20 protein-coding genes and 1 pseudogene are annotated in these 19,169 nt (G+C 63.4%); 7 read left to right on the top strand and 14 right to left on the bottom strand.

The features are described from left to right. Positions 1 to 315, bottom strand: a pseudogene (locus tag AB7F49_RS24710) (hypothetical protein); the annotation flags it as partial. 144 nt (positions 316 to 459) lie between these two features. On the opposite strand from AB7F49_RS24710, the gene AB7F49_RS24705 reads away from it, so the two are divergent. Beyond that, positions 460 to 873 (top strand): hypothetical protein, encoded by a 414-nt coding sequence (locus AB7F49_RS24705; protein ID WP_428527319.1) that lies wholly within the window; start codon positions 460 to 462, stop codon positions 871 to 873. 1,013 nt (positions 874 to 1,886) lie between these two features. Here AB7F49_RS24705 and gatB read toward each other — a convergent pair. Genes gatB through gatC form a run of 6 tightly spaced genes read right to left on the bottom strand, consistent with a single transcriptional unit; the run spans position 1,887 to position 6,252 of the window. Continuing rightward, positions 1,887 to 3,356 (bottom strand): Asp-tRNA(Asn)/Glu-tRNA(Gln) amidotransferase subunit GatB, encoded by a 1,470-nt coding sequence (gene gatB, locus AB7F49_RS24700; protein ID WP_428527317.1) that lies wholly within the window; start codon positions 3,354 to 3,356, stop codon positions 1,887 to 1,889. 27 nt (positions 3,357 to 3,383) lie between these two features. Then, the gene (locus tag AB7F49_RS24695; protein ID WP_428527323.1) at positions 3,384 to 3,794 is read right to left on the bottom strand and encodes a type II toxin-antitoxin system VapC family toxin; all 411 of its coding nucleotides are present in this window, start codon (positions 3,792 to 3,794) and stop codon (positions 3,384 to 3,386) included. A gap of 2 nt (positions 3,795 to 3,796) precedes the next feature. Beyond that, positions 3,797 to 4,243 (bottom strand): DUF7662 domain-containing protein, encoded by a 447-nt coding sequence (locus AB7F49_RS24690; protein ID WP_428527315.1) that lies wholly within the window; start codon positions 4,241 to 4,243, stop codon positions 3,797 to 3,799. Positions 4,244 to 4,262: 19 nt separating this feature from the next. Beyond that, entirely contained in the window at positions 4,263 to 5,738 is a 1,476-nt protein-coding gene (gene gatA, locus AB7F49_RS24685; RefSeq protein ID WP_428527313.1) for an Asp-tRNA(Asn)/Glu-tRNA(Gln) amidotransferase subunit GatA, read from the bottom strand. Continuing rightward, positions 5,735 to 5,938, bottom strand: a complete 204-nt coding sequence (locus AB7F49_RS24680) for a hypothetical protein (protein WP_428527311.1) — start codon at positions 5,936 to 5,938, stop codon at positions 5,735 to 5,737. Before AB7F49_RS24680 ends, gatA begins: the two co-directional genes overlap by 4 nt. A 26-nt stretch (positions 5,939 to 5,964) precedes the next feature. Continuing rightward, complete coding sequence (gatC, locus tag AB7F49_RS24675; RefSeq protein WP_428527309.1) at positions 5,965 to 6,252, bottom strand: Asp-tRNA(Asn)/Glu-tRNA(Gln) amidotransferase subunit GatC; 288 nt, start codon at positions 6,250 to 6,252, stop codon at positions 5,965 to 5,967. A 135-nt stretch (positions 6,253 to 6,387) separates the two neighbouring features. On the opposite strand from gatC, the gene AB7F49_RS24670 reads away from it, so the two are divergent. Then, complete coding sequence (locus tag AB7F49_RS24670; protein WP_428527307.1) at positions 6,388 to 7,152, top strand: hypothetical protein; 765 nt, start codon at positions 6,388 to 6,390, stop codon at positions 7,150 to 7,152. Between the two features lie 94 nt (positions 7,153 to 7,246). Here the strand turns inward: AB7F49_RS24670 and AB7F49_RS24665 are convergent, their stop codons facing one another. After that, positions 7,247 to 7,948 (bottom strand): haloacid dehalogenase type II, encoded by a 702-nt coding sequence (locus tag AB7F49_RS24665; RefSeq protein WP_428527305.1) that lies wholly within the window; start codon positions 7,946 to 7,948, stop codon positions 7,247 to 7,249. 192 nt (positions 7,949 to 8,140) lie between these two features. Between AB7F49_RS24665 and AB7F49_RS24660 the strand changes: the two genes are divergently transcribed. From AB7F49_RS24660 to AB7F49_RS24645, 4 genes are all read left to right on the top strand, one after another. After that, the gene (locus AB7F49_RS24660; protein WP_428527303.1) at positions 8,141 to 9,163 is read left to right on the top strand and encodes a PAS domain-containing protein; all 1,023 of its coding nucleotides are present in this window, start codon (positions 8,141 to 8,143) and stop codon (positions 9,161 to 9,163) included. Positions 9,164 to 9,404: 241 nt separating this feature from the next. Beyond that, positions 9,405 to 9,566 (top strand): DUF1127 domain-containing protein, encoded by a 162-nt coding sequence (locus AB7F49_RS24655; protein ID WP_428527301.1) that lies wholly within the window; start codon positions 9,405 to 9,407, stop codon positions 9,564 to 9,566. Positions 9,567 to 9,668: 102 nt separating this feature from the next. Continuing rightward, a complete protein-coding gene (gene trmFO, locus AB7F49_RS24650; RefSeq protein ID WP_428527299.1) occupies positions 9,669 to 11,087 on the top strand; it encodes a methylenetetrahydrofolate--tRNA-(uracil(54)-C(5))-methyltransferase (FADH(2)-oxidizing) TrmFO in 1,419 nt (472 codons plus the stop codon). A gap of 38 nt (positions 11,088 to 11,125) precedes the next feature. Further along, complete coding sequence (locus AB7F49_RS24645; protein WP_428527297.1) at positions 11,126 to 12,199, top strand: AMP-binding enzyme; 1,074 nt, start codon at positions 11,126 to 11,128, stop codon at positions 12,197 to 12,199. On the opposite strand, the gene AB7F49_RS24640 is transcribed toward AB7F49_RS24645, so the two are convergent. The 5 genes from AB7F49_RS24640 to yajC all read right to left on the bottom strand — a co-directional run bounded on the left by AB7F49_RS24640 (position 12,196) and on the right by yajC (position 16,341). Then, positions 12,196 to 12,891, bottom strand: coding sequence for a phytoene/squalene synthase family protein (locus AB7F49_RS24640; RefSeq protein ID WP_428527295.1), 696 nt, complete (start codon positions 12,889 to 12,891; stop codon positions 12,196 to 12,198). The genes AB7F49_RS24645 and AB7F49_RS24640 overlap by 4 nt on opposite strands. A 23-nt stretch (positions 12,892 to 12,914) precedes the next feature. Further along, positions 12,915 to 13,298 carry an Mth938-like domain-containing protein gene (locus tag AB7F49_RS24635; protein ID WP_428527293.1) on the bottom strand — a complete coding sequence of 128 codons (384 nt, stop codon included), beginning with the start codon at positions 13,296 to 13,298 and terminating at the stop codon, positions 12,915 to 12,917. 1 nt (position 13,299) lies between these two features. Then, complete coding sequence (gene secF / locus AB7F49_RS24630) at positions 13,300 to 14,277, bottom strand: protein translocase subunit SecF (protein ID WP_428527321.1); 978 nt, start codon at positions 14,275 to 14,277, stop codon at positions 13,300 to 13,302. Between the two features lie 67 nt (positions 14,278 to 14,344). Next, the gene (gene secD, locus AB7F49_RS24625) at positions 14,345 to 15,952 is read right to left on the bottom strand and encodes a protein translocase subunit SecD (protein WP_428527291.1); all 1,608 of its coding nucleotides are present in this window, start codon (positions 15,950 to 15,952) and stop codon (positions 14,345 to 14,347) included. Positions 15,953 to 16,008: 56 nt separating this feature from the next. After that, positions 16,009 to 16,341, bottom strand: a complete 333-nt coding sequence (yajC, locus tag AB7F49_RS24620; RefSeq protein ID WP_428527289.1) for a preprotein translocase subunit YajC — start codon at positions 16,339 to 16,341, stop codon at positions 16,009 to 16,011. A 366-nt stretch (positions 16,342 to 16,707) separates the two neighbouring features. Between yajC and AB7F49_RS24615 the strand changes: the two genes are divergently transcribed. Continuing rightward, the gene (locus AB7F49_RS24615; RefSeq protein WP_428527287.1) at positions 16,708 to 17,697 is read left to right on the top strand and encodes an ATP-binding protein; all 990 of its coding nucleotides are present in this window, start codon (positions 16,708 to 16,710) and stop codon (positions 17,695 to 17,697) included. Here AB7F49_RS24615 and AB7F49_RS24610 read toward each other — a convergent pair. Beyond that, positions 17,681 to 19,141, bottom strand: coding sequence for a peptidoglycan DD-metalloendopeptidase family protein (locus tag AB7F49_RS24610; RefSeq protein WP_428527285.1), 1,461 nt, complete (start codon positions 19,139 to 19,141; stop codon positions 17,681 to 17,683). The genes AB7F49_RS24615 and AB7F49_RS24610 overlap by 17 nt on opposite strands. Between the last annotated feature and the right edge of the window lie 28 nt (positions 19,142 to 19,169).

Below are 19,169 nucleotides of genomic sequence, written 5' to 3'. Positions count from 1 at the left end.
GACGATCGCCGGCATGCGGTTGTTTGGAGAGATCGCAAGGAATTCCGGCTTGAACTGGTCGCCGGTCGAGATGTTGACCGGCTTCATAATGTAAGGAAGCCGGCACTCCTCCAGCATGATGGAGATTTTCCAGCCATTCGGCGTCGGCCAGTAATGCAGTTCGATTGGCTGCTGGCGCTTCGCCGCAGGCGCCTTGATTGTTCGCGTCTTTGTTTGTCGGGCGGTGCCCCGCTTCGCGGCGGCCTGCCCCTTGCCCGGCCGCTTCGCCCTCGCCTTTGCAGATGGTGATTTTGCCCTGGCCGGCTTCCGCGCCATCGTCCCGTCTCCTCACGCTCCATCGGTCATGGTCACCTATGCCGGCATTACGGCAGCCGCAACCGTGTCCACGATATGGACCAGCCCGCTGCCAGCGCATAGTCTCGCATCAATACACGCATAATCGTGGAAGGGAGCGAAGCGATGAGCAAGGTCGTGATGAGCAAGGTCATGATGGCCGGGACGTTCGCGGCAGCGCTGGCACTGACCGGGCTGGACGGGCCTCGCGCACTGGCGCAGACACCGCCCGCCAAGGAGACGCCCGCCAAGGAAGCGACCCCCAAGGAGGCGAGCGACAAGGATGATGCCAGGGCGAAACGCTCGGCCGAGCGCAAGGCGAAGTCCGAAGAGCGAAAGGCCAAACGCGAAGCGGCCAAGAAGCAGCGCGCGGAGAAGAAGGCGAAAGCCGCCGCAGGCCGCACGGCGCAACGCGAGCGCCTGAAGCAATGCGGGGCAGAGTGGCGCGAAGCGAAAAAGGCCGGCAAGACCGAAAAGGGGATGACCTGGCCGAAATTCTGGAGCGCCTGCAATACGCGGCTGAAGCCGAAGGCAGGCTGAAGCGCTTCACGGGGCAACGGACGATCCGTTGCGTCCATCGTATCATTCCGAGGCGTCACAGGCCGCGAACCGGAATCGCTCGCTCATCCCTACCCCAGACAGACCGAGGGCGTCGGAGAGACCTAACAGATTGTCTCGCCGACGCCCTCCGTCGTTACTGGAAGCCGGCGATGTCTCGCACGATGATGATCGCGCGTACCGACCTCGCCGGCTCCGTAACGTGGCTTGAAAACGGCGCGTGCCTACTTCCGCTTCTTGGCGCGCTTCGTCTTCTTCGCGGCCTTCTTCGCCGCAGCCTTCTTACGTTTCGCCATTGTGCCCTCCAAGTTAGAGATGGCGCTATCGAAAATGTGCCGTCGCGAATCGACAGGCACGGCAATCCGATTACACCAGAATGCAAGAAACAGCGACTCCACTTAACGAAACGTGTACTCGCACGTGTCCTTGCATGCATCGAACGATGCCGGCTGCGTGGTGTGAGCACCAGATGTTTCGTCGGTAAAGCAATGCAAGACATCACTTCGCGCGCGCGCCGACGATGTTCGAGTTGTCTCGATAAAATAAGGCCGATTCGATCGTGCAGCGAATGACAATTCAGATGTCTCTTGTCGCCATCGCGGTCACGACGCGCGCAATCTCAGCGGTTGCAGTGTCAAGCTTGTTGGCGTTGCCAGGATCAAAAAATTTTTTTTAGGATCAGACCGAAAACACCTGCGTCGATGCCGAATTGGATCGCGAATCGCGCGAATCGGTCGCGACGATTCGCAATGTGGTGAAGTCGACACCGTCATCGCGACGCGTCGAATGACGGTCTGCGGAACCGATGCGACACCGCACCGGGACGTTCGACGCGCAAGAAATGCGTCTCACGTGTTCCATGACGCTGCCGGCTGCCGCGCGAACTGGATTGCACTGCTTCAAATCGGGACGAGACCTTGCGGCAAATGCCGCGCGTGCATGGTGTGAGGCGTCGAGCGAATGTGCGGACAGGCTTCACGCACGCAATCGGTCGGTCAGAGGCCGAGCTTCGCCTTCAGGATGTCGTTCACGGTCTGCGGATTGGCCTTGCCGCCAGACGACTTCATCACCTGACCGACGAACCAGCCGATCGCTTTCGGATTGGTCTTCGCATCCGCAACCTTGTCGGGGTTCGCGGCGACGATTGCGTCGACCACTTGCTCGATCGCAGCCGTGTCGGTGACCTGTTTCATGCCGCGCGCCTCGACGATCTCGCGCGGATCGCCGCCCTCGGCCCAAACGATCTCGAACAGGTCCTTGGCGATCTTGCCGGAAATGACCCTCTGCGCAATCAGATCGAGGATCGAACCAAGTTGCGACGCCGTGACCGGTGAGGAACCGATGTCCCTGCCTTCCTTGTTGAGACGTCCGGCAAGTTCGTTGATCACCCAGTTCGCGGCGGACTTGGGGTCGCGTCCGCTTGCGACGGCCTCGAAATAGTCGGCGGTTTCCCGTTCCGCGATCAGCACACCGGCGTCATAGGCCTGGAGCCCGTAACCGGAAACGAACCGCGCCTTCTTCTCGTCCGGCAATTCCGGAAGTTTTGCCTTGAGCGCATCGACATAGGCGTCGTCGAACTCAAGCGGAAGCAGATCGGGATCCGGGAAATAGCGGTAATCGTGCGCCTCTTCCTTGGAGCGCATCGAACGTGTCTCGCCCTTGCCCGGATCGAATAGCCGCGTTTCCTGCACAATCGTACCGCCATCCTCGATAATCTCGATCTGGCGGCGCGCCTCATATTCGATCGCCTGGCCGATGAAGCGGATCGAATTGACGTTCTTGATTTCGCAACGGGTGCCGAGCGGCTCGCCAGGACGCCGCACCGACACGTTCACATCGGCGCGGAGGCTGCCCTTCTCCATGTCTCCGTCGCAGGTGCCGAGATAGCGCAGGATCGACCGCAGCTTGCTCACGTAAGCCTTGGCCTGTTCCGACGAGCGGATGTCCGGCTTCGACACGATCTCCATCAGGGCAACGCCGGAGCGGTTGAGATCGACCAGCGACAAGGTCGGATGCTGATCGTGGATGCTCTTGCCCGCATCCTGCTCCAGATGGACGCGCTCGATGCCGACATCGATGCCGCCGCCGTCCGGCAGGTCGACAGCGACCACACCCTCGCCCACGATCGGCGACTTGTACTGGCTGATCTGGTAGCCCTGCGGCAGATCGGGATAGAAATAGTTCTTCCGGTCGAACACCGACCGGTTGTTGATCGCAGCCTTCAGCCCAAGCCCGGTGCGGATCGCCTGCCGCACGCATTCCTCGTTGATGACGGGGAGCATACCCGGCATCGCCGCATCGACCAGCGACACATGCGAATTGGGTTCGCCGCCGAAGGCGGTGGAGGCGCCGGAGAACAGCTTCGACTCCGACGTCACCTGCGCATGCACTTCCATGCCGATCACGACCTCCCAGTCGCCGGTCGTGCCGCGGATCAGATTCGAAGATTTCGCAGGTGCATTCATGGAAAGGTCCGTAGCGACGCAGTGTGATCAGCAACCGATGGCCCGCATATGTCCGCTGCCGGCATATCCCAGCAGAAGCCGGTCGCGCGTCAGAACGGTGTAGTCAAATTCGCGGGCTGTCGCAGCAATGATCCTGTCCGCGGGGTCGCGCAGGTCACATTCCGGCAGAAATGACGAAGCCACGAGAACGCCGGGTGTAAGTGCGGCCAACGTCAATTTGCCCTTGGCAACGACATTGTCAAACCAGCGGCCCGGCGGCTGCGATAGCTTCAGCCGGCCTTTTGCGTTCAGCAGCCCGATTTCCCACGCCGAGATCGGAGAGATGAGCAGCGTCTCGCCGGATTGATGAGCGCCCTGAACGATTTCAATGGCTCGTTTGGCATCGCTGTCGCCTTGCGCGACGAAAATCATCGCGCAGGTATCGATCAGAAGCGCCACAATCAAGTTGCGCCCGGGCCATGTGTCTTGTCGATGTAGTCCGACCAGTCAGGGTCCGACTCGGTCAAATCGACACCGGGCGGAATGGTCACCGTTCCGGCCATGCAGCCAATCAGCGGATGCAAATCCGACTTGGGCTCGCTCGACGCTGATTGCACAACCCTCCGGAACACGACCTTGCCGCCTCCGATATCGACCTGCTCGGTGTTGAATCCGGCGTCGAGCCAGACCTGGGTCATTGGGTTGTTCGAAGGATTGTTGCTCCACCACGCCGGGTAGCGCTGCGACTGCGGCAGCTTTTGACCGATAATCCGCTCGATCTCCTTGAACGTCATCGGCACAAGGCTGTTTGTTTGCTTGAGCAGGAATTGCCCGAGCGCTTCATACTTACCCATCGGCTCGACCCCTGAAGGTTCGCCGACAATATCTGCACCAACTACAGCTTTCAATACCTTTATTACAACTTTATCACCACCACGCCTCGACCGGATAAAGCCCGGCCGCCTGTTCGAGCACCTCGCCGAGGGAAAACAGCGTTTCCTCGTCGAACGGCCGGCCGATCACCTGGAGACCGAGCGGCAGCCCTTCGGCCGACAATCCCGCCGGCACCGCGATGCCCGGGAGGCCCGCCATGTTCACCGTCACCGTGAACACATCGTTGAGATACATCTCGATCGGATCGCCGCCGGCCTTTTCGCCGATGCCGAAAGCGGCCGACGGCGTGGCGGGCGTCAGGATCGCATCGACGCCCGCAGCGAACACCGTCTCGAAGTCCCGCTTGATCAGCGTTCGAACCTTCTGCGCGCGCAGGTAATACGCATCGTAATAGCCAGCCGACAGCACGTAGGTGCCGATCATGACGCGGCGGCGCACCTCGGCGCCGAAGCCCGCGGCGCGGGTCGCCTCATACATGGCGGTGACGTCGCGGCCCTGCTCGCGCAGGCCGTAACGCACGCCATCATAGCGCGCGAGATTGGACGAAGCTTCCGCCGGCGCCACGATGTAATAGGCCGGCAGCGCGTATTTGGTATGCGGCAGTGAGATATCCACCATCTCGGCGCCGGCATTCTTCAACCAGGCGGCCCCCTGCTCCCACAGCTTCTCGATCTCCGGCGGCATGCCGGCGAGGCGGTATTCCCTGGGAATGCCGATCTTCATGCCCTTCGCGGACCTGCCGACCGCCGCTTCGTAATCCGGCACCGGCAGATCGGCACTGGTCGTATCCTTCGGGTCATGTCCGGCCATGGAGCGAAGCAGGATCGCATTGTCGCGCACGGTGCGGGTGAACGGTCCGGCCTGATCGAGCGATGAGGCAAACGCGACCACGCCCCACCGCGAGCATCGTCCGTAGGTCGGCTTGATCCCGACAATGCCGGTGAAGGCGGCCGGCTGACGGATCGAGCCGCCGGTATCGGTGCCGGTCGCACCCAGACAGAGCCGTGCGGCAACGGCCGCGGCCGAACCGCCGGACGATCCACCCGGCACCAGCGGCGTGTTCGAGCCGGCCCGCCGCCATGGCGACGTCACCGCACCAAAGGCCGAGGTCTCGTTCGACGAGCCCATGGCGAATTCGTCGTTGTTGGTCTTGCCGAGCATCACGGCGCCATCGCGCCATAGCTGCGCGGTCACGGTCGACTCATAGGGCGGATTGAAATTGGCGAGGATGTTCGAGCACGCCGTGGTGCGCACATCCCGGGTGCAGAACAGATCCTTCACGCCAACCGGGATGCCTTCGAGGGGGCCGGCATCTCCGGACGCGATGCGGGCATCGGCCTCCTTCGCGCGCGCGCGTGCATGGTCCGGTGTTTCCAGCACATAAGCATTGAGCGCCCGCGCCTTCTCGATCGCGGCGATATGCGCCTCGGTCAGTTCGGCTGCGCTGAAGCTCTTCTGTCTGAGCCCGTCACGCGCCGCAGCAATCGTGAGGGTCGTGAGATCGCTCATGCGTCGGGACTGTCGCAGACAAAACCCTCGGACTTCGGCGCGGGCGCCTTCTGCCGGATCACTTTGGTGCCGTCCGGCTCTTCCACCACCTCGATCTCGCCCGGCAAGGGCAATCCCATCAGCCGCAGATCGTCCTCGCTGTGGCCCTCCGGCATCTCGCCCTTGGCGATTTGCTGGATCAACTGCCAGCGGTAGTACATGTCGGCTTCTTCACAAGCGAGGCACATCACTCGACAACCTTCGGAACAGCAAAATACGGACCTTCAGCGAGCGGCGCATTCCGCAGAATGTCGTCGGTGATGCCGCCATCGGTGACCTTGTCTGCCCGCTTCTTCATCGTCATCGGAGTCACCGAAGTCATGGGCTCCACGCCCTCGACATCCACCTCGGCGAGTTGCTCGACGAAGGCGAGGATGGCGTTGAGTTCGCCGCGCAGATGCTCGACCTCGCCCTCCGCGACCGCAATTCGCGACAGATGGGCAATCCGGCGGACGGTCGCAGCATCGACCGACATGTCCTTGGCTCCGTGTGGGATTTTTCCAGAACCGAGCTATAGCAGAGCCACGTTCGCGCAAGCAACGGATGCGGCCGTCATCGGGTCATGCCGGAATCGCCGCGAGCCTGCCCCGATTCCATGCAAGGAGCCCGGATGCGTCCCGCCCTCTCCGCCCTCGCCATCACCGCCGCCCTGATCCTGACCGTCACCGCGGCTCCAGCCGAGATGGATCGAGCGAAGCTCGCGGCGGCCCAGAAAGCGGCGGCGGATTTCGTCAAGCTGGCCGGCAATTCGGCCCGAACCGGCAAGCCGCCGCGCCAGTCCGATCCCAAGGTCGATGCACTGCTCGGCACCGTGTTCGACACCAGCGCCGCGACATCGCCTGAATTTTCCGACTTGCCGCGCATCACGCAATGGCTCGCCAATGCCGACCGGGTCGGCCTCGTCTATATGCTGGCCGGAACCGGCACGCGGAATCTCGCCGCGGCGCGGAACCCAAAAATTGCGGACCGGATTGCAAGAAATATCGCGGAATTCCAGGACGAGTACGGTCGGTTCGTCGATTTCCAGATCGCGCTTGCCGGCTTCATGCTGGAGGCGGTGCGCTCGAAACTGGATACGGCGTCTGAAAAGGAGCGCGCCAATCGCAAATTCCAGGCCGGGTTCGTGCAGGTCGCGGGAGGAATAGCGCAGACCGTGGCGGGCGCTCTGAGCACCTTCAGCACCGAAGGCATTACCGGCGAATGGCAACGTGCGCGGCTCGAGCCACTGGACGCCCTTGCTCCAAAGGTTGCCGACGTATTGCCTAAGGAGATGCGCGAGAAACTCGGCGAGATGACGCTGGAGATCGGCGATCAGGTCTCCGATCCGCAAATCAAGGACCGGCTGAAGGCGCTGGCCGAACGCATCGCCAAATAAGTAACGGATGCATCGCCAAGCAACATTGCATGCAAACTGCGATGACACGCCCGACCGGCCGACCAACATTGAGCGATCGAACTGAGGGGCGGGGTCACGCAAGCTTGCGCCCGAGATCGATGAAGTCGCGCGCAGCCAGGTCGACCGGCACGGTCGGATATTCTTCCCCGCCACCGGATCCGTATTCCTCCGGGCGCGCGACATGCGCGGTCCGCAACCCGCAGGCCGCCGCAGCGGCGAGGTCCGAACTATGGGCGGCCACCATCATGCATTGGTCCGCAGGGAGGTCGAGCGCCGCGCAGGCTGCTTGATACACGTGCGGCTTCGGCTTGTAGTCGCCTGCAATCTCGGCACCGAGAACGGCATCCCACGGAAAGCCGTTGTACCGGGCGAGACGCACCATCAGCCCGATATTTCCGTTCGACACCGGTGCGAGCAGGAAGCGTTCGCGCAGAATTGCGAGTCCTTGCCCAACATCGTCCCAGGCCGGCAGGCGGTGCCATGCAGTGTTCAGCTGGCGACACACATCCTCGCTCAGACCGGACAACCCGAAGCGCGGCCTGATCCGGTCCAGATTGCGCCGGTGCAGGGCATCGAGTTTGACGAAACGGATGCGGGCCGCCCGCACTTCTTCCATGGAAGGCTGATACTCCGCGCGCCAGGCATCCGCGAAAGCAAGCCAGTCGAGACGGTAGCCAAGCGGCGACAGCAAGCATTCCGTCTCGCGTGCAATTCCGGTGCGCCAATCTACGACTGTCCCGAACACATCGAAAAACAAAGCCTTCACGTCGGTCATCCGGAACCTCGCTGCAAATCTGCGTCCTCGTACACCACTGGGGTCACCCTCCGGGCGCGAGGAGAGGCACAAGCCCCAACTCCATCTGAGAATTTTCTTTGCTTCCCGATTGCATACACAAATTTTTGCGTGATAGCCTGCAGGAACCGGAAATTTCGCCTCGACCAGACCTGCCAAACCCAGGAGGGTCCCATGGTGCTGATGCTCGATGAGTCCGGCAGACAGGAAACCCTCAGCTTCCTCGAAAAGAAGAGCAACGCCGGTGTCTGGAGCCTGGATTTCGCAACCGGCCAGATGGCGTGGTCGGACGGCTTTTATGACCTGCTGGGCGTCGCCCCCGGCTCGATCGAGCCGTCCTATGAGGCCATCGTCCGGTTGATGCATCCGGACGATCGCCGGCCGGCAGGAGAATTCGACCGGATTGTCGGTGAAGGGCTGCCGCTCGACCGGGAATTGCGGATCATCCAGCCCAACGGAAAGCTGCGCTGGCTCTCCAGTCGAACCGAAGTGCGCCTCGACAAGACCGGCAAGCCGACCCGTGCATTCGGCGTGGTGCTCGACGTCACCACCCAGCGCGAAATGGCACTTGCACGCGAAGCGGCCGAGTCCCGATTCCGCGCTCTTGTCATTGCGACCAACGCATTCGTGTGGACCGCGGACGCCGACGGCAAGATTCTCGATGTCCGCAACTGGCGCGAACTGCGCGGCGAAAATCCCGCCGATCTGCTCGGATCGCGCTGGATCGATCTCGTGCATCCGGACGACCGCGAGGCGACGGTGCAGGCCTGGGCCGCGGCGCTGGCCAGCAAACGGGACTACCAGACCGAGCATCGGATCAGGCAGCCAGACGGCAATTACCGCTGGATGATGTCGCGCGCGGCCCCGATCATGCTCGAGACGGGGGCGATACGGGAATGGGTCGGCCTCTCATCGGACATTCACGATCTGAAGGTCTGGCCTGCGGCAAGCGGCGCGGACCATGCGGTACTGACCGGAGCTCAATTGCGCGCGGGTCGCGGTGTTTTGAACTGGTCGGTGCGGGAATTGGCGATCGCTGCGGCGGTGTCGAGTTCGACCATTCGCCGGCTGGAAGAGAAGGACGGTCCGCCCCCGGGACGGGAGGAGTCTCTCGGCCCGCTTCAGGCGGCGCTTGAGGCCGGCGGCGTCGAGTTTCTGTTTCCACCGAGTGGCAAACCGGGTGTCCGTCCACGCTAGCCCAGGCTTGCCGTCGTCCTCCGGACCCATGCAAAAATGTGAGCCCGGAAGCGCCCGTTTTTGCTGCAATTTCCCCGAACATGCGCAAATCCGTCGGAATCTTTAACGGATTATGACCGCCAACATGCGAAAGCTGCATAGCTGCATCGCAACATAAAATCTGTTGCACCGCACCATCAGCGCCTATTTTCCCTCCAGGAATCAGACGTGATCTTTCTGATCTTTCAAAGGGATGACTACCATGCTGCTCGCACATTTCTTCCGCTTTCTGCGCCAGTGGCGCGCCTACGGGACCAGCCTGCAGGAGCTGTCCCGCCTCGGTGACCGCGAGTTGGCCGATATTGGCATCAGCCGTTCGGATATCCCGCGGATCGCTTGGGAAAGTGCCGAACGCACGGCCTGATTGAAACCGGCTCAAAGCACTCGACAGCGCCCGCACCATGCGGGCGTTTTCGTTTTCAGATGCGGGATTGCGGTGGCGCTTGGCTTCCCCTAGGGAGGCGCGATGTCGCGTGCGAACCCCATCCACATCGTCGGCGGCGGCCTGGCCGGCTGCGAGGCCGCGTGGCAGGCGGCGACGCTGGGCGTACCCGTAGTCCTGCATGAGATGCGGCCAGTCCGCGGAACTGCGGCGCATCAGGGCGACGGTCTCGCGGAACTGGTCTGCTCCAATTCGTTTCGATCCGATGATCGTGACACCAGCGCCATCGGTCTTCTGCACGAGGAAATGCGCCGGCTGGGATCGCTGATCATGGGTGTTGCCGACGCCAACCAGGTGCCCGCAGGCGGCGCGCTCGCCGTGGACCGAACCGGTTTCTCCGCCGCCGTCACGGATGCGATCACCGGGCATCCCCTGATCACGGTAGAGCGTGGCGAGGTCGACGGATTGCCGCCGGATGCCTGGGACAGCGTGGTCATCGCGACCGGCCCACTCACCTCGCCTGGCCTTGCCGACGCGATCCGCAATGTCACCGGCGAACGATCTCTCGCCTTTTTCGATGCCATCGCCCCGATCGTGCATCGGGACTCCATTGACATGGCGGTGGCATGGCTTCAATCGCGCTACGACAAGGCCGGACCCGGCGGTTCGGGCGCCGACTATCTGAATTGCCCCCTTGACCGCTTGCAGTACGATGCCTTCATCGATGGGCTGCTTGCAGGGGACAAGGTCTCGTTTCACGAGTGGGAAGCATCCACGCCGTATTTCGACGGCTGCCTGCCGATCGAGGTGATGGCGGAACGCGGGCGCGAAACATTGCGGCACGGGCCGATGAAGCCGTTCGGACTGACCAATCCTCACAGGCCGGACCGCAAGCCTTATGCGGTTGTGCAGCTTCGGCAGGACAACAGGCTGGGCACCCTGTTCAACATGGTGGGGTTCCAGACCAAGCTGAAGCACAGTGAGCAGGTGCGGCTGTTTCGCACCATCCCCGGTCTGGAGCGCGCGGAATTCGCGCGGCTCGGTGGGCTTCATCGCAATACCTATCTGAATTCGCCCGCGCTGCTCGATCCGCATTTGCGCCTGCGTGCCATGCCCAGGCTGCGCTTCGCGGGCCAGATCACGGGGTGCGAGGGCTATGTCGAATCCGCCGCCATGGGCCTGCTGGCCGGCCGGTTTGCCGCCGCCGAGCGGCTTGGCCGGACGCCCTCGGTGCCGCCGCCCGCAACTGCGCATGGCGCGCTGCTCGCGCACATTACCGGCGGCCATATCGAGACCATCGATGCCGGTCCGCGCAGCTTCCAGCCGATGAACATCAATTTCGGACTGTTTCCGCCGCTGACGCAGACCCCCAGCCGATCCGACTCCGGCGAGCGTCTGCGCGGCACCGCCAAGGCGCTTGCGAAAAAGCGCGCGCTGACCACCCGCGCATTGTCCGACCTCGAGGCCTGGGCGTGCGAGCGTCCTGCCACGGCCGCAGCCTGACCGCGTGGTGGAAGCCCGGCGCAACATGTTCCTGACCGATGACCGATCTCGATACCACGCCCACTGAACTGACCGGCCGCTTCCGCGGACGCCTCGTTCTCAAGCGCGACGTGTTCTCCACCGTCGAGCGCGGGACCTTTGTCACCCCGAATGGCGAAATCGAAGCGGTGCTGCGTCGCATCGATGTGGTGCCCTGGTGGAGCTACCGGATGGCCCGCCATTTCCTCAAACGCGAGGCACGGGGGCTGGCGATCGCTGGCTCGATCGGAATTGCGCCTCCTCTGCTGTATCTTGGGCGCGAGGTCCTGGTACGCGGCTGGATCGAGGGGCTGCCGCTGCAACTCGCGCGGCCCGAAGGAGACCTGAATTTCTTTCGCTCCGCCCGCCGTGCCCTGCGCGCCATTCACCGCGAAGGCCTGACTCATAACGACCTCGCCAAGGAGCAGAACTGGCTGCGCACGCCGACCGGCTATGCCTCGCTCACGGACTTCCAGCTTGCGACCCGCTTCACGCGACGCGGACCGTTCTTTCGCATGGCTGCCTATGAAGACTTGCGGCACATGCTCAAGCACAAGCGGCGCTATGCCTCGTCCTTCCTCACCGCCACCGAGAAGCGCATCCTGTCCCGCAAGACCCTTCCGACGCGCATCTGGATGGCGACCGGAAAGAAGGTCTATTACTGGATCACACGTGGGCTTTTGAATTTCACCGACCGCGAAGGCTCCGGGCCGCGCTTCGTCAACGACGCACCGCTGCTGACGGCGAGGCTCAAGCAGCATGACGGGGTTCGCGATGCGGTCATTGTCGCGTTCCCGGATCGTCGCACCGGCACGGGCCTCTATGCGTTTGTCGAGGGAGAAAGACTGATCGAAGGGGATCTGGTGCGTTTCCTCGCCGAGGGCGGCGGCAGCGTCGTGGCGCCCGAACGGCTGCAGGTGGTCGAGCGGCTGCCGCGCAATGGCGGCGGCGAAATTCGCACCGATATCCTGCAACTCGTGGCGATGAACCAGATCGATCTGATCGACTCGCTGCTGGGGAGCGAGTCCGAGAAGGAGGTGGTCGCCCGCATTGTCGCCGGCCGGCAGAACTTGCGCGACCGGTTCGCGTTCTAAACCCAACCCGCCAGATTCTTCGACGCGCGCCAAAGCACCCATTGCCTCCGCCATTGCGGCAAAGAGGAACGGCCATCCACCGCGAGGGTGAGCGGCAGAAAAGCCGGAAGCACCGGAGCGGGCAGGTTCGGGATCAACGACCGGACCGCATCGCGGTGTCGTCTCGTCAACGCCGCCACGTCAACGGCAAGCGCGTCCGGTGCAATTTGCGCCGCTGCCGTCGCAACACCGGCATGATGCGCCGCAAGCCGCGTTGGCTCGCCCGGCGGACCGGCAAGCACATGGGCTGCGACGCCGAAGATCGCACCGGACGTTTCCGATGCCGACAATTCGAACTCGGCCTCGCCGACACACTTGTCCGGATAGAGGCCGCGGCGCCGCGCATCGATCAGTTCGAGCGCAACGCTGTTCGCAATCCCATGATCGCGCAGCAGCCGCGTCACCGCGTCGGCGACGGGATGGCCGATCGGGCCCTCCTGTTCCGACGAGATCGCGTCGTGCCACCATTGCAACCGGACCTCGCCTGCCACCGGGTCACGAACACGATGGGCCACCGATGCGGTTTCAAGATCGAAGGCGTAGAGCGCGAACAGGTCCGGGCGCCTCGCAGCCGGCGCGAACAAGGTCGCGAGATACCGGTCCTTGTCGGTCTCCCGGACCAGTGCCTCGCAATAGTCGGTCTCGGCCATCATGCGCTTTTGACCGTGTGAGAAACTCAGTCGACGGCAATCAGAGCGGCGGCGACGCGGCGGCCTTCTTCCAGAAGGATATTGTAGGTATTGGCGGCCTGTCCGGTACGGCTGGTTTCCACTGAAATCCCGTGCGCGGCCAGGCGTCGCATCAGTTCATCAGGAAGCGGCGACCGCGCGACCCCGGTCCCGATCAGCAACAGACCGATCCGGTCTGCATCCGACATGACGGCGGCAAGCGTTTCGGCGGTAATTGCGGACGGCTCGGTCACCGGCCATGCCCAGATTCCGCTTGGCAGCAGCAGCAGGGAGCCACGATGAGACATGCCCGCGAAGCGGAACCCGCCGCGCCCATAGGAGTCGATCGGCGCCAGCCGCGGATAATGCGGCGTCTTGCCCCGCCCGTCCAACTCAGCGCTTGGCGCGGGCAGGCTTCGCCGCACCCGGCTTGGCGGCAACCGCCTTGGCTCCAGCCCCCACCTTGGCCTCGCTCTCCGGCTCGAAATTTTCCGGCGCCGGCTCGTCGGCTTCCTGCCGGCCGAGGCCGACCCCGAGATAGATCAGGACCGGTGCCGCGATGAAGATCGAGGTATAGGTCCCAACCAGCACCACGCCGAACAGCATGGTCGCGGTAAAGGCATGGATGGCGTGGCCGCCGAAGAAGAACAACGCGAGCAAGGCAAGGGTCACCGTGACATGGGTGATGACGGAACGCGACAATGTCGAATTGACCGAGATATTGAGCAAGTCCGCAATCGACATCTTCTTGTAGCGCCGCAGCATCTCGCGGATACGATCGTAGATCACCACGGTGTCGTTCAGCGAATAGCCAAGAATGGTCATCAGCGCGGCGATCCCGTTCAGATCGAAATCGATCTGCATCAGGGACAGAAAGCCGATGGTCAGCACGAGGTCGTGCACGTTCGCGATCATCGCGCCGAGCGCGAACTGCCATTCGAACCGGAACCAGAGATAGATGAAGATACCGCACACTGCGAGCAACAGCCCGAAAATGCCGTAGGCCAGCAGCTCGGTCGAAACGCGCGGGCCCACCACTTCGATGCGCCGGACCTCGACGTCGTTGCCCAGCGCCGCCCGCACCTTCTGCGCCGCCTGCTGCTGCGCCACTTCACCGCCCGGCTGCTGCGGAATGCGGATCAGAACATCCGTCGCCGCACCGAATTGCTGAAGCTGCGCCTCGCCAAGATTGAGCGCGGCCACGTTGGCACGCATCTTGGCAATATCCGCGGGTCCGGCCTTGGACTGCACCTCGATCAGGGTGCCGCCAACGAAATCGACACCAAGATTGAGCCCGTTGAAAAAGAACAGCAGGATCGCGGCGATCGACAGCACGGCCGAGATCGGAAAGCTGATGCGCCGGAAGCGCATGAAATCGAACTTGGTATCGTCGGGAACGATACGGAGAAGTGGGATGCGCACAGGGTTTCTCTAAATCTCAGATCGGGACGGTGCGGGGGCGCCACCAGCGCACCCACAGGGCCACCATCAATCGGGTCAGGGTGAAAGCGGTGAAAACGGTCGTCAGAATGCCGATACCGAGTGTCACCGCAAAGCCGCGTACCGGGCCGGTTCCGATATAGAACAGCACGGCGGCGGCGATGAAGGTCGTGATGTTGGAATCCAGGATGGTCGCCAGCGCGCGCGTAAAGCCGGCGTCGAGCGCATTGAGCGCGGAGCGCCCCGCCCTCACCTCTTCCCGGATGCGCTCGTAGATCAGCACGTTGGAATCGACCGCGATACCGACGGTCAGCACGATACCGGCGATGCCGGGCAGCGTCAGCGTGGCGTTGAGCAGCGACAATATGCCGAAGATCATCGCAACGTTGATGGCGACAGCGATGTTGGCAAACAGTCCGAACAGCCCGTAGGTCGCAAACATGAAGATGACGACCGCGAGCGAGCCGATCCAGGCCGCCCGCACTCCGTTGTCGATCGAGTCCTGCCCGAGGCCGGGACCGACGGTGCGCTCCTCGATGATGGTCAGCGGCGCCGGCAATGCGCCCGCACGCAGAAGGATAGCCAGGTCATTGGCGGATTCGACGGAAAAATTGCCGGAGATCTGGCCCGAACCACCGATGATCGGCTCGCGGATTACCGGCGCCGAGATCACCTCGTTGTCGAGCACGATCGCGAAGGGTCGCCCGACATTGACCTGGGTGGCCTCGGCGAAGCGACGCGCGCCGTTGTTGTTGAAGCGGAAATTGACGACGGGCTCGCTGGTGCGCTGATCGAATCCGGGCTGCGCATCGACAAGATCTTCGCCCGACACGACGACGCGCTTCTCGATCACATAGGGCTGGGCATTCTCCGACTTGCTGCCCCGCAGAAGTTCGGAATCGGCCGGCAGCTTGCCGGTTTCGGCCTGTTCCGGGGTCGTGGTCATGTCGACCATGCGGAAGGTCAGCTTCGCAGTCTTGCCCAGCAAGTCTTTCAGGCGCTGCGGGTCCTGCAACCCCGGCACCTGCACCAATATCCGGTCGGCACCCTGACGCGCGATCGAGGGCTCCACGGTGCCGAGTTCGTTGACGCGTCGTTCGATGATCTGGATTGACTGATCCACCGACTGGCGGATTCGTTCGAGCAAGGCTGGCTCGGTGACGGTCAGACGAAAGAGACCGCCGCCGGCGTCGACCACGTCGACGCTGCGCTGACCGGTCGCCTGCAACAGGCCGCCGAGCGGCTGCGACAGTTCCTGGAGCTTTTGCAGCGCAAGCTTTGGATCAACGCCTTCACGAATGCGAAATTCAACGGTGTTGCCGCGGATCGTCGCCGCGGCCGGACTGCCGAGCTTGTTCTCGCGCACCACGCGCCGCACGTCGTCACGCAGTGTCTCGATCTTTTCCTTGCGAACCGCGGCGGAATCCACTTCGAGCAGGATGTGCGAGCCGCCCTGCAGGTCGAGACCCAGAACCATATGGCGCTGCGCCCATTTAGGCCATGTCTCGACTTCGTCCTTCGGAAAGAAGTTCGGAATCGCGAAGCTGCAAACGATCAGCGTGCTCACGATGATCGCCAGCATCTTCCAGCGCGAAATGTAAAGCATCAGCCTTGTCCGTTATGGCGGAATGATCAGGTGCGCCCCTCACGCCGGTAATGCCGTCACCCCTCGTCCTTTACCGGCTCGCCCTTGGCGCGCACGTCGCTGATCATCTGGCGCATCTGGCGAATGCGCACCCCCTCCGCCAGTTCCACCTCGAGCTGGTCGTCGTCGATGACCTTCGTTACCTTGCCGATCAGCCCGCCGGACGTCACGACGGTGTCGCCGCGGCGCACGTTCTTGACCATCTCCTGATGCTGCTTCACGCGCTTCTGCTGCGGACGAAGGATCAGGAAATACATAATCACGAAGATCAGGACGAAGGGCAGCAGCGAAACCAGCATGGAGTTGGCGTCGCCACCGGCGGCCTGTGCGTAAGCGGGCGAAATGAGCATCGTACGGCCTCTGGTGTCCCGAATCCGAAATCCGCCTGAACCTGCGGCTTGCTCGTGAGCGGACTTCGGATTCGAAGGACACCAGCAAACCTGTCATCCCGATGCGGGTTGGCTCCGAATCCGCTGCGAGATCGTGCAGCGACCACGAAGCGGACTTCCAGACCACCACACCAGGTGAGCACGTCGTTCGGCGCGAACGGTGCGCCGCCCAAAACGGCGCGGACTATAGCGGTCGCAGCCCCAATTGCAATGTCGCGCAGGGCCCCGGCCAAGATGCCGCAAAGGCCGGGCAAATCACTGGCCTTGCAGGACTTTTTAGGTGCAGCTAAGGCTTTCGAGGGGCCATTGCAAGGGACGCGCCGCCGCATGCGCAACGCGAAGAAGCCGGACAGAGGGGGCAAGCCACGCCGCGCCGCGCAGGCAAGCCCGAAGCTGGCCAGCCTTTCACCGGCGACTCTGGAACGGATCGCCGATGCGCTGGAACGGCTCTCACCGATCCCGAGATCGAAGCCGGGCTTCAAGGCAGCCGATGCCTTCATCTGGCACGCCGATGGCGCGGTACTCGTGCCGGTGAAGCGGGTCAACCGCGTCGAACTCGGGCTGCTCAAGGGGATCGACCGCATGCGCGACACCCTGATCGAGAATACCGAGCGCTTTGCCGAAGGACTTCCCGCGAACAATGCGTTGCTCTGGGGCGCCCGCGGCATGGGCAAGTCGTCGCTGGTCAAGGCCGCGCATGCGAGCGTGAATGCCGCATCCGGCAAACCCGGACACCTGAAGCTGATTGAAATCCACCGCGAGGATATCGAGAGCCTTCCGGCCCTCATGGCATTGCTGCGCGAGGCGCCCTATCGCTTCATCGTGTTTTGCGATGACCTTTCCTTCGACGGCGATGACACCTCCTACAAATCGCTCAAGGCGGTGCTGGAAGGCGGCATTGAGGGCCGACCCGAAAACGTCATCCTGTATGCCACCTCGAACCGCCGGCACCTGATGTCGCGTGACATGATGGAGAATGAGCGCTCGACCGCGATCAATCCGGGCGAAGCCGTTGAAGAGAAAGTCTCGCTGTCCGACCGCTTCGGACTCTGGCTCGGCTTCCACAAATGCAGCCAGGACGAGTTCCTCGCCATGGTGGACGGCTATGTCCGCCATTTCGGGATACCGACCGAGCCGGACGAGCTTCGGCGCGAGGCGCTGGAATGGTCAACGACGCGCGGATCGCGCTCAGGACGCGTGGCCTGGCAATTCGTCCAGGATTACGCCGGCAGAAAGGGTGTGCGGCTGGAAATTCCTGCCGTGAAGGCGCCGGCAGAGAAGCCTGCTCGCTCGCTGCGGCTCAGGACGCGCCGGTAAGGTGTTGCATCGGGTCCACCGGGGTCGCACCCTTGCGGATCTCGAAATGCAGTTGCGGCGACGAGACATTGCCGGTCTGGCCGGACTTCGCGATCGTCTGCCCGCGCTTCACGCTTTCGCCGCGCTTCACCAGCAACTCGCTCGCATGCGCATAGGCCGTCACGTGGCCATTGGCGTGCCGCACCAGAACCAGATTGCCGTAGCCTTTCAATTCGTTGCCCGCATAGGCGACGACCCCGTCGTCGGATGCCTTGACCGGCGTGCCTTCCGGCACCGCGATGTTGATGCCATCATTCTGCTGACCGGTCGGCTTCGGGCCGAAGCCCGCGATCACGCGGCCGCGAACCGGCCAGCGGAAACCGGGCGAATGGCTCGCGGAGGCGGGTTCGGCCGCTTCCTCTTTCGCCTGTTCGACGGGTGACGGAGCTTCCGTGGCCGGGGTGATCACACGCGCGGTAGGCTGTTGTTGCACCGGCATCTCCGCCACGCGCTGCGTCGGCGCCGGAGCTTGTTGCGGCTGACGCTGCGCCATCGGATCCGGACGCGGCGGCTGGGCGCGCGCCACACTGCCCGGAATGGTGAGCTGCTCGCCCATGCGAAGTTTGTGATGCGGCGGAAGCCGGTTGGCCTGCGCGAGCGCAACGGGGCCGACATGATAGCGCCGCGCGATGCTGAACAGCGTCTCGCCCGGTGCCACCGTATGCACCTGGCCCTGTGCAGGCACGGGTTGGCGCACGCTGCCGGTGGTCAGAGGGCTCGCGGGAAACTGCGGCTGACGCGGCGCGGATGCGGGAGCCGCCGGAGCGCCGGAAAAGCTGTATTTCGGAATCACGAGACGCTGGCCGGGATAGATCGGCGTGCCCGTGGTCATGCCGTTTGATTCGGCGATCGCCAGCACCGGCACTCCGTAGCGGCGCGATACGGTTTCCAGCGTCTCGCCCTGCGCCACCGTGATCGGCGTACCGCCATTCCAGTCCCAGCGCTTCTGAGCCTGCGGCGGCGCTGCGGGCCGCGGAGCCGGACCGGTCGCCGCATAGGCGGGCTGATAGGGATTCACGCCGCGGCCGCCTGCCGGGGCCCCCTGCGGATGATAGGCCACCGGCTGGACGGATGCGGGCGCATGCGACGCCCGCGATGGCGGCGGCAGCGGCTGCTGCGACTGGTAGGATGGTGCAGGCTGACGATAGGGCTGCTGATATTGCTGCGGCGCCGGCTGCTGGTAATGGGGTTGCGCCGGCGGAAGCGGCTGGCTCTGAATCTGGCTTTGGTTCTGCGGTTGCGCACCGATCGAACCCGTGGTCTCCGCATGCGGCGTAAATGGATTGGAGAACGGCTGGTCGACGCGGTTGGCGTCGCTGGAGCACGCGGCGGTCGCAAGAGCGAGCGCGGCGCAGACAGCCAGACGTGAGACGGCAGGCGAGCGGGCAGGCTCAGCGAAACGCATCTTACTTACTCACTCAACGCTACAAGAC

The sequence above is a fragment of the Pseudorhodoplanes sp. genome, from assembly GCF_050250235.1.
Taxonomy (GTDB): Bacteria; Pseudomonadota; Alphaproteobacteria; order Rhizobiales; family Xanthobacteraceae; genus Pseudorhodoplanes.
Note: the sequence above shows the minus strand (reverse complement) of the source record. Positions and strands in the feature narration are given on the sequence as shown.

Bases quoted from the DNA above. Each gene is read 5' to 3' on its own strand.
- AB7F49_RS24665 (WP_428527305.1), bottom strand. From the start codon at position 7,948: ATGACCGACGTGAAGGCTTTGTTTTTCGATGTGTTCGGGACAGTCGTA.
- AB7F49_RS24660 (WP_428527303.1), top strand. From the start codon at position 8,141: ATGGTGCTGATGCTCGATGAGTCCGGCAGACAGGAAACCCTCAGCTTC.
- AB7F49_RS24670 (WP_428527307.1), top strand. From the start codon at position 6,388: ATGCGTCCCGCCCTCTCCGCCCTCGCCATCACCGCCGCCCTGATCCTG.
- AB7F49_RS24680 (WP_428527311.1), bottom strand. From the start codon at position 5,938: ATGTACTACCGCTGGCAGTTGATCCAGCAAATCGCCAAGGGCGAGATG.
- trmFO (WP_428527299.1), top strand. From the start codon at position 9,669: ATGTCGCGTGCGAACCCCATCCACATCGTCGGCGGCGGCCTGGCCGGC.
- secD (WP_428527291.1), bottom strand. From the start codon at position 15,952: ATGCTTTACATTTCGCGCTGGAAGATGCTGGCGATCATCGTGAGCACG.
- AB7F49_RS24655 (WP_428527301.1), top strand. From the start codon at position 9,405: ATGCTGCTCGCACATTTCTTCCGCTTTCTGCGCCAGTGGCGCGCCTAC.
- yajC (WP_428527289.1), bottom strand. From the start codon at position 16,341: ATGCTCATTTCGCCCGCTTACGCACAGGCCGCCGGTGGCGACGCCAAC.
- gatC (WP_428527309.1), bottom strand. From the start codon at position 6,252: ATGTCGGTCGATGCTGCGACCGTCCGCCGGATTGCCCATCTGTCGCGA.
- gatB (WP_428527317.1), bottom strand. From the start codon at position 3,356: ATGAATGCACCTGCGAAATCTTCGAATCTGATCCGCGGCACGACCGGC.
- AB7F49_RS24615 (WP_428527287.1), top strand. From the start codon at position 16,708: ATGCGCAACGCGAAGAAGCCGGACAGAGGGGGCAAGCCACGCCGCGCC.
- gatA (WP_428527313.1), bottom strand. From the start codon at position 5,738: ATGAGCGATCTCACGACCCTCACGATTGCTGCGGCGCGTGACGGGCTC.
- AB7F49_RS24610 (WP_428527285.1), bottom strand. From the start codon at position 19,141: ATGCGTTTCGCTGAGCCTGCCCGCTCGCCTGCCGTCTCACGTCTGGCT.
- secF (WP_428527321.1), bottom strand. From the start codon at position 14,277: ATGCGCTTCCGGCGCATCAGCTTTCCGATCTCGGCCGTGCTGTCGATC.
- AB7F49_RS24705 (WP_428527319.1), top strand. From the start codon at position 460: ATGAGCAAGGTCGTGATGAGCAAGGTCATGATGGCCGGGACGTTCGCG.
- AB7F49_RS24640 (WP_428527295.1), bottom strand. From the start codon at position 12,891: ATGATGGCCGAGACCGACTATTGCGAGGCACTGGTCCGGGAGACCGAC.
- AB7F49_RS24645 (WP_428527297.1), top strand. From the start codon at position 11,126: ATGACCGATCTCGATACCACGCCCACTGAACTGACCGGCCGCTTCCGC.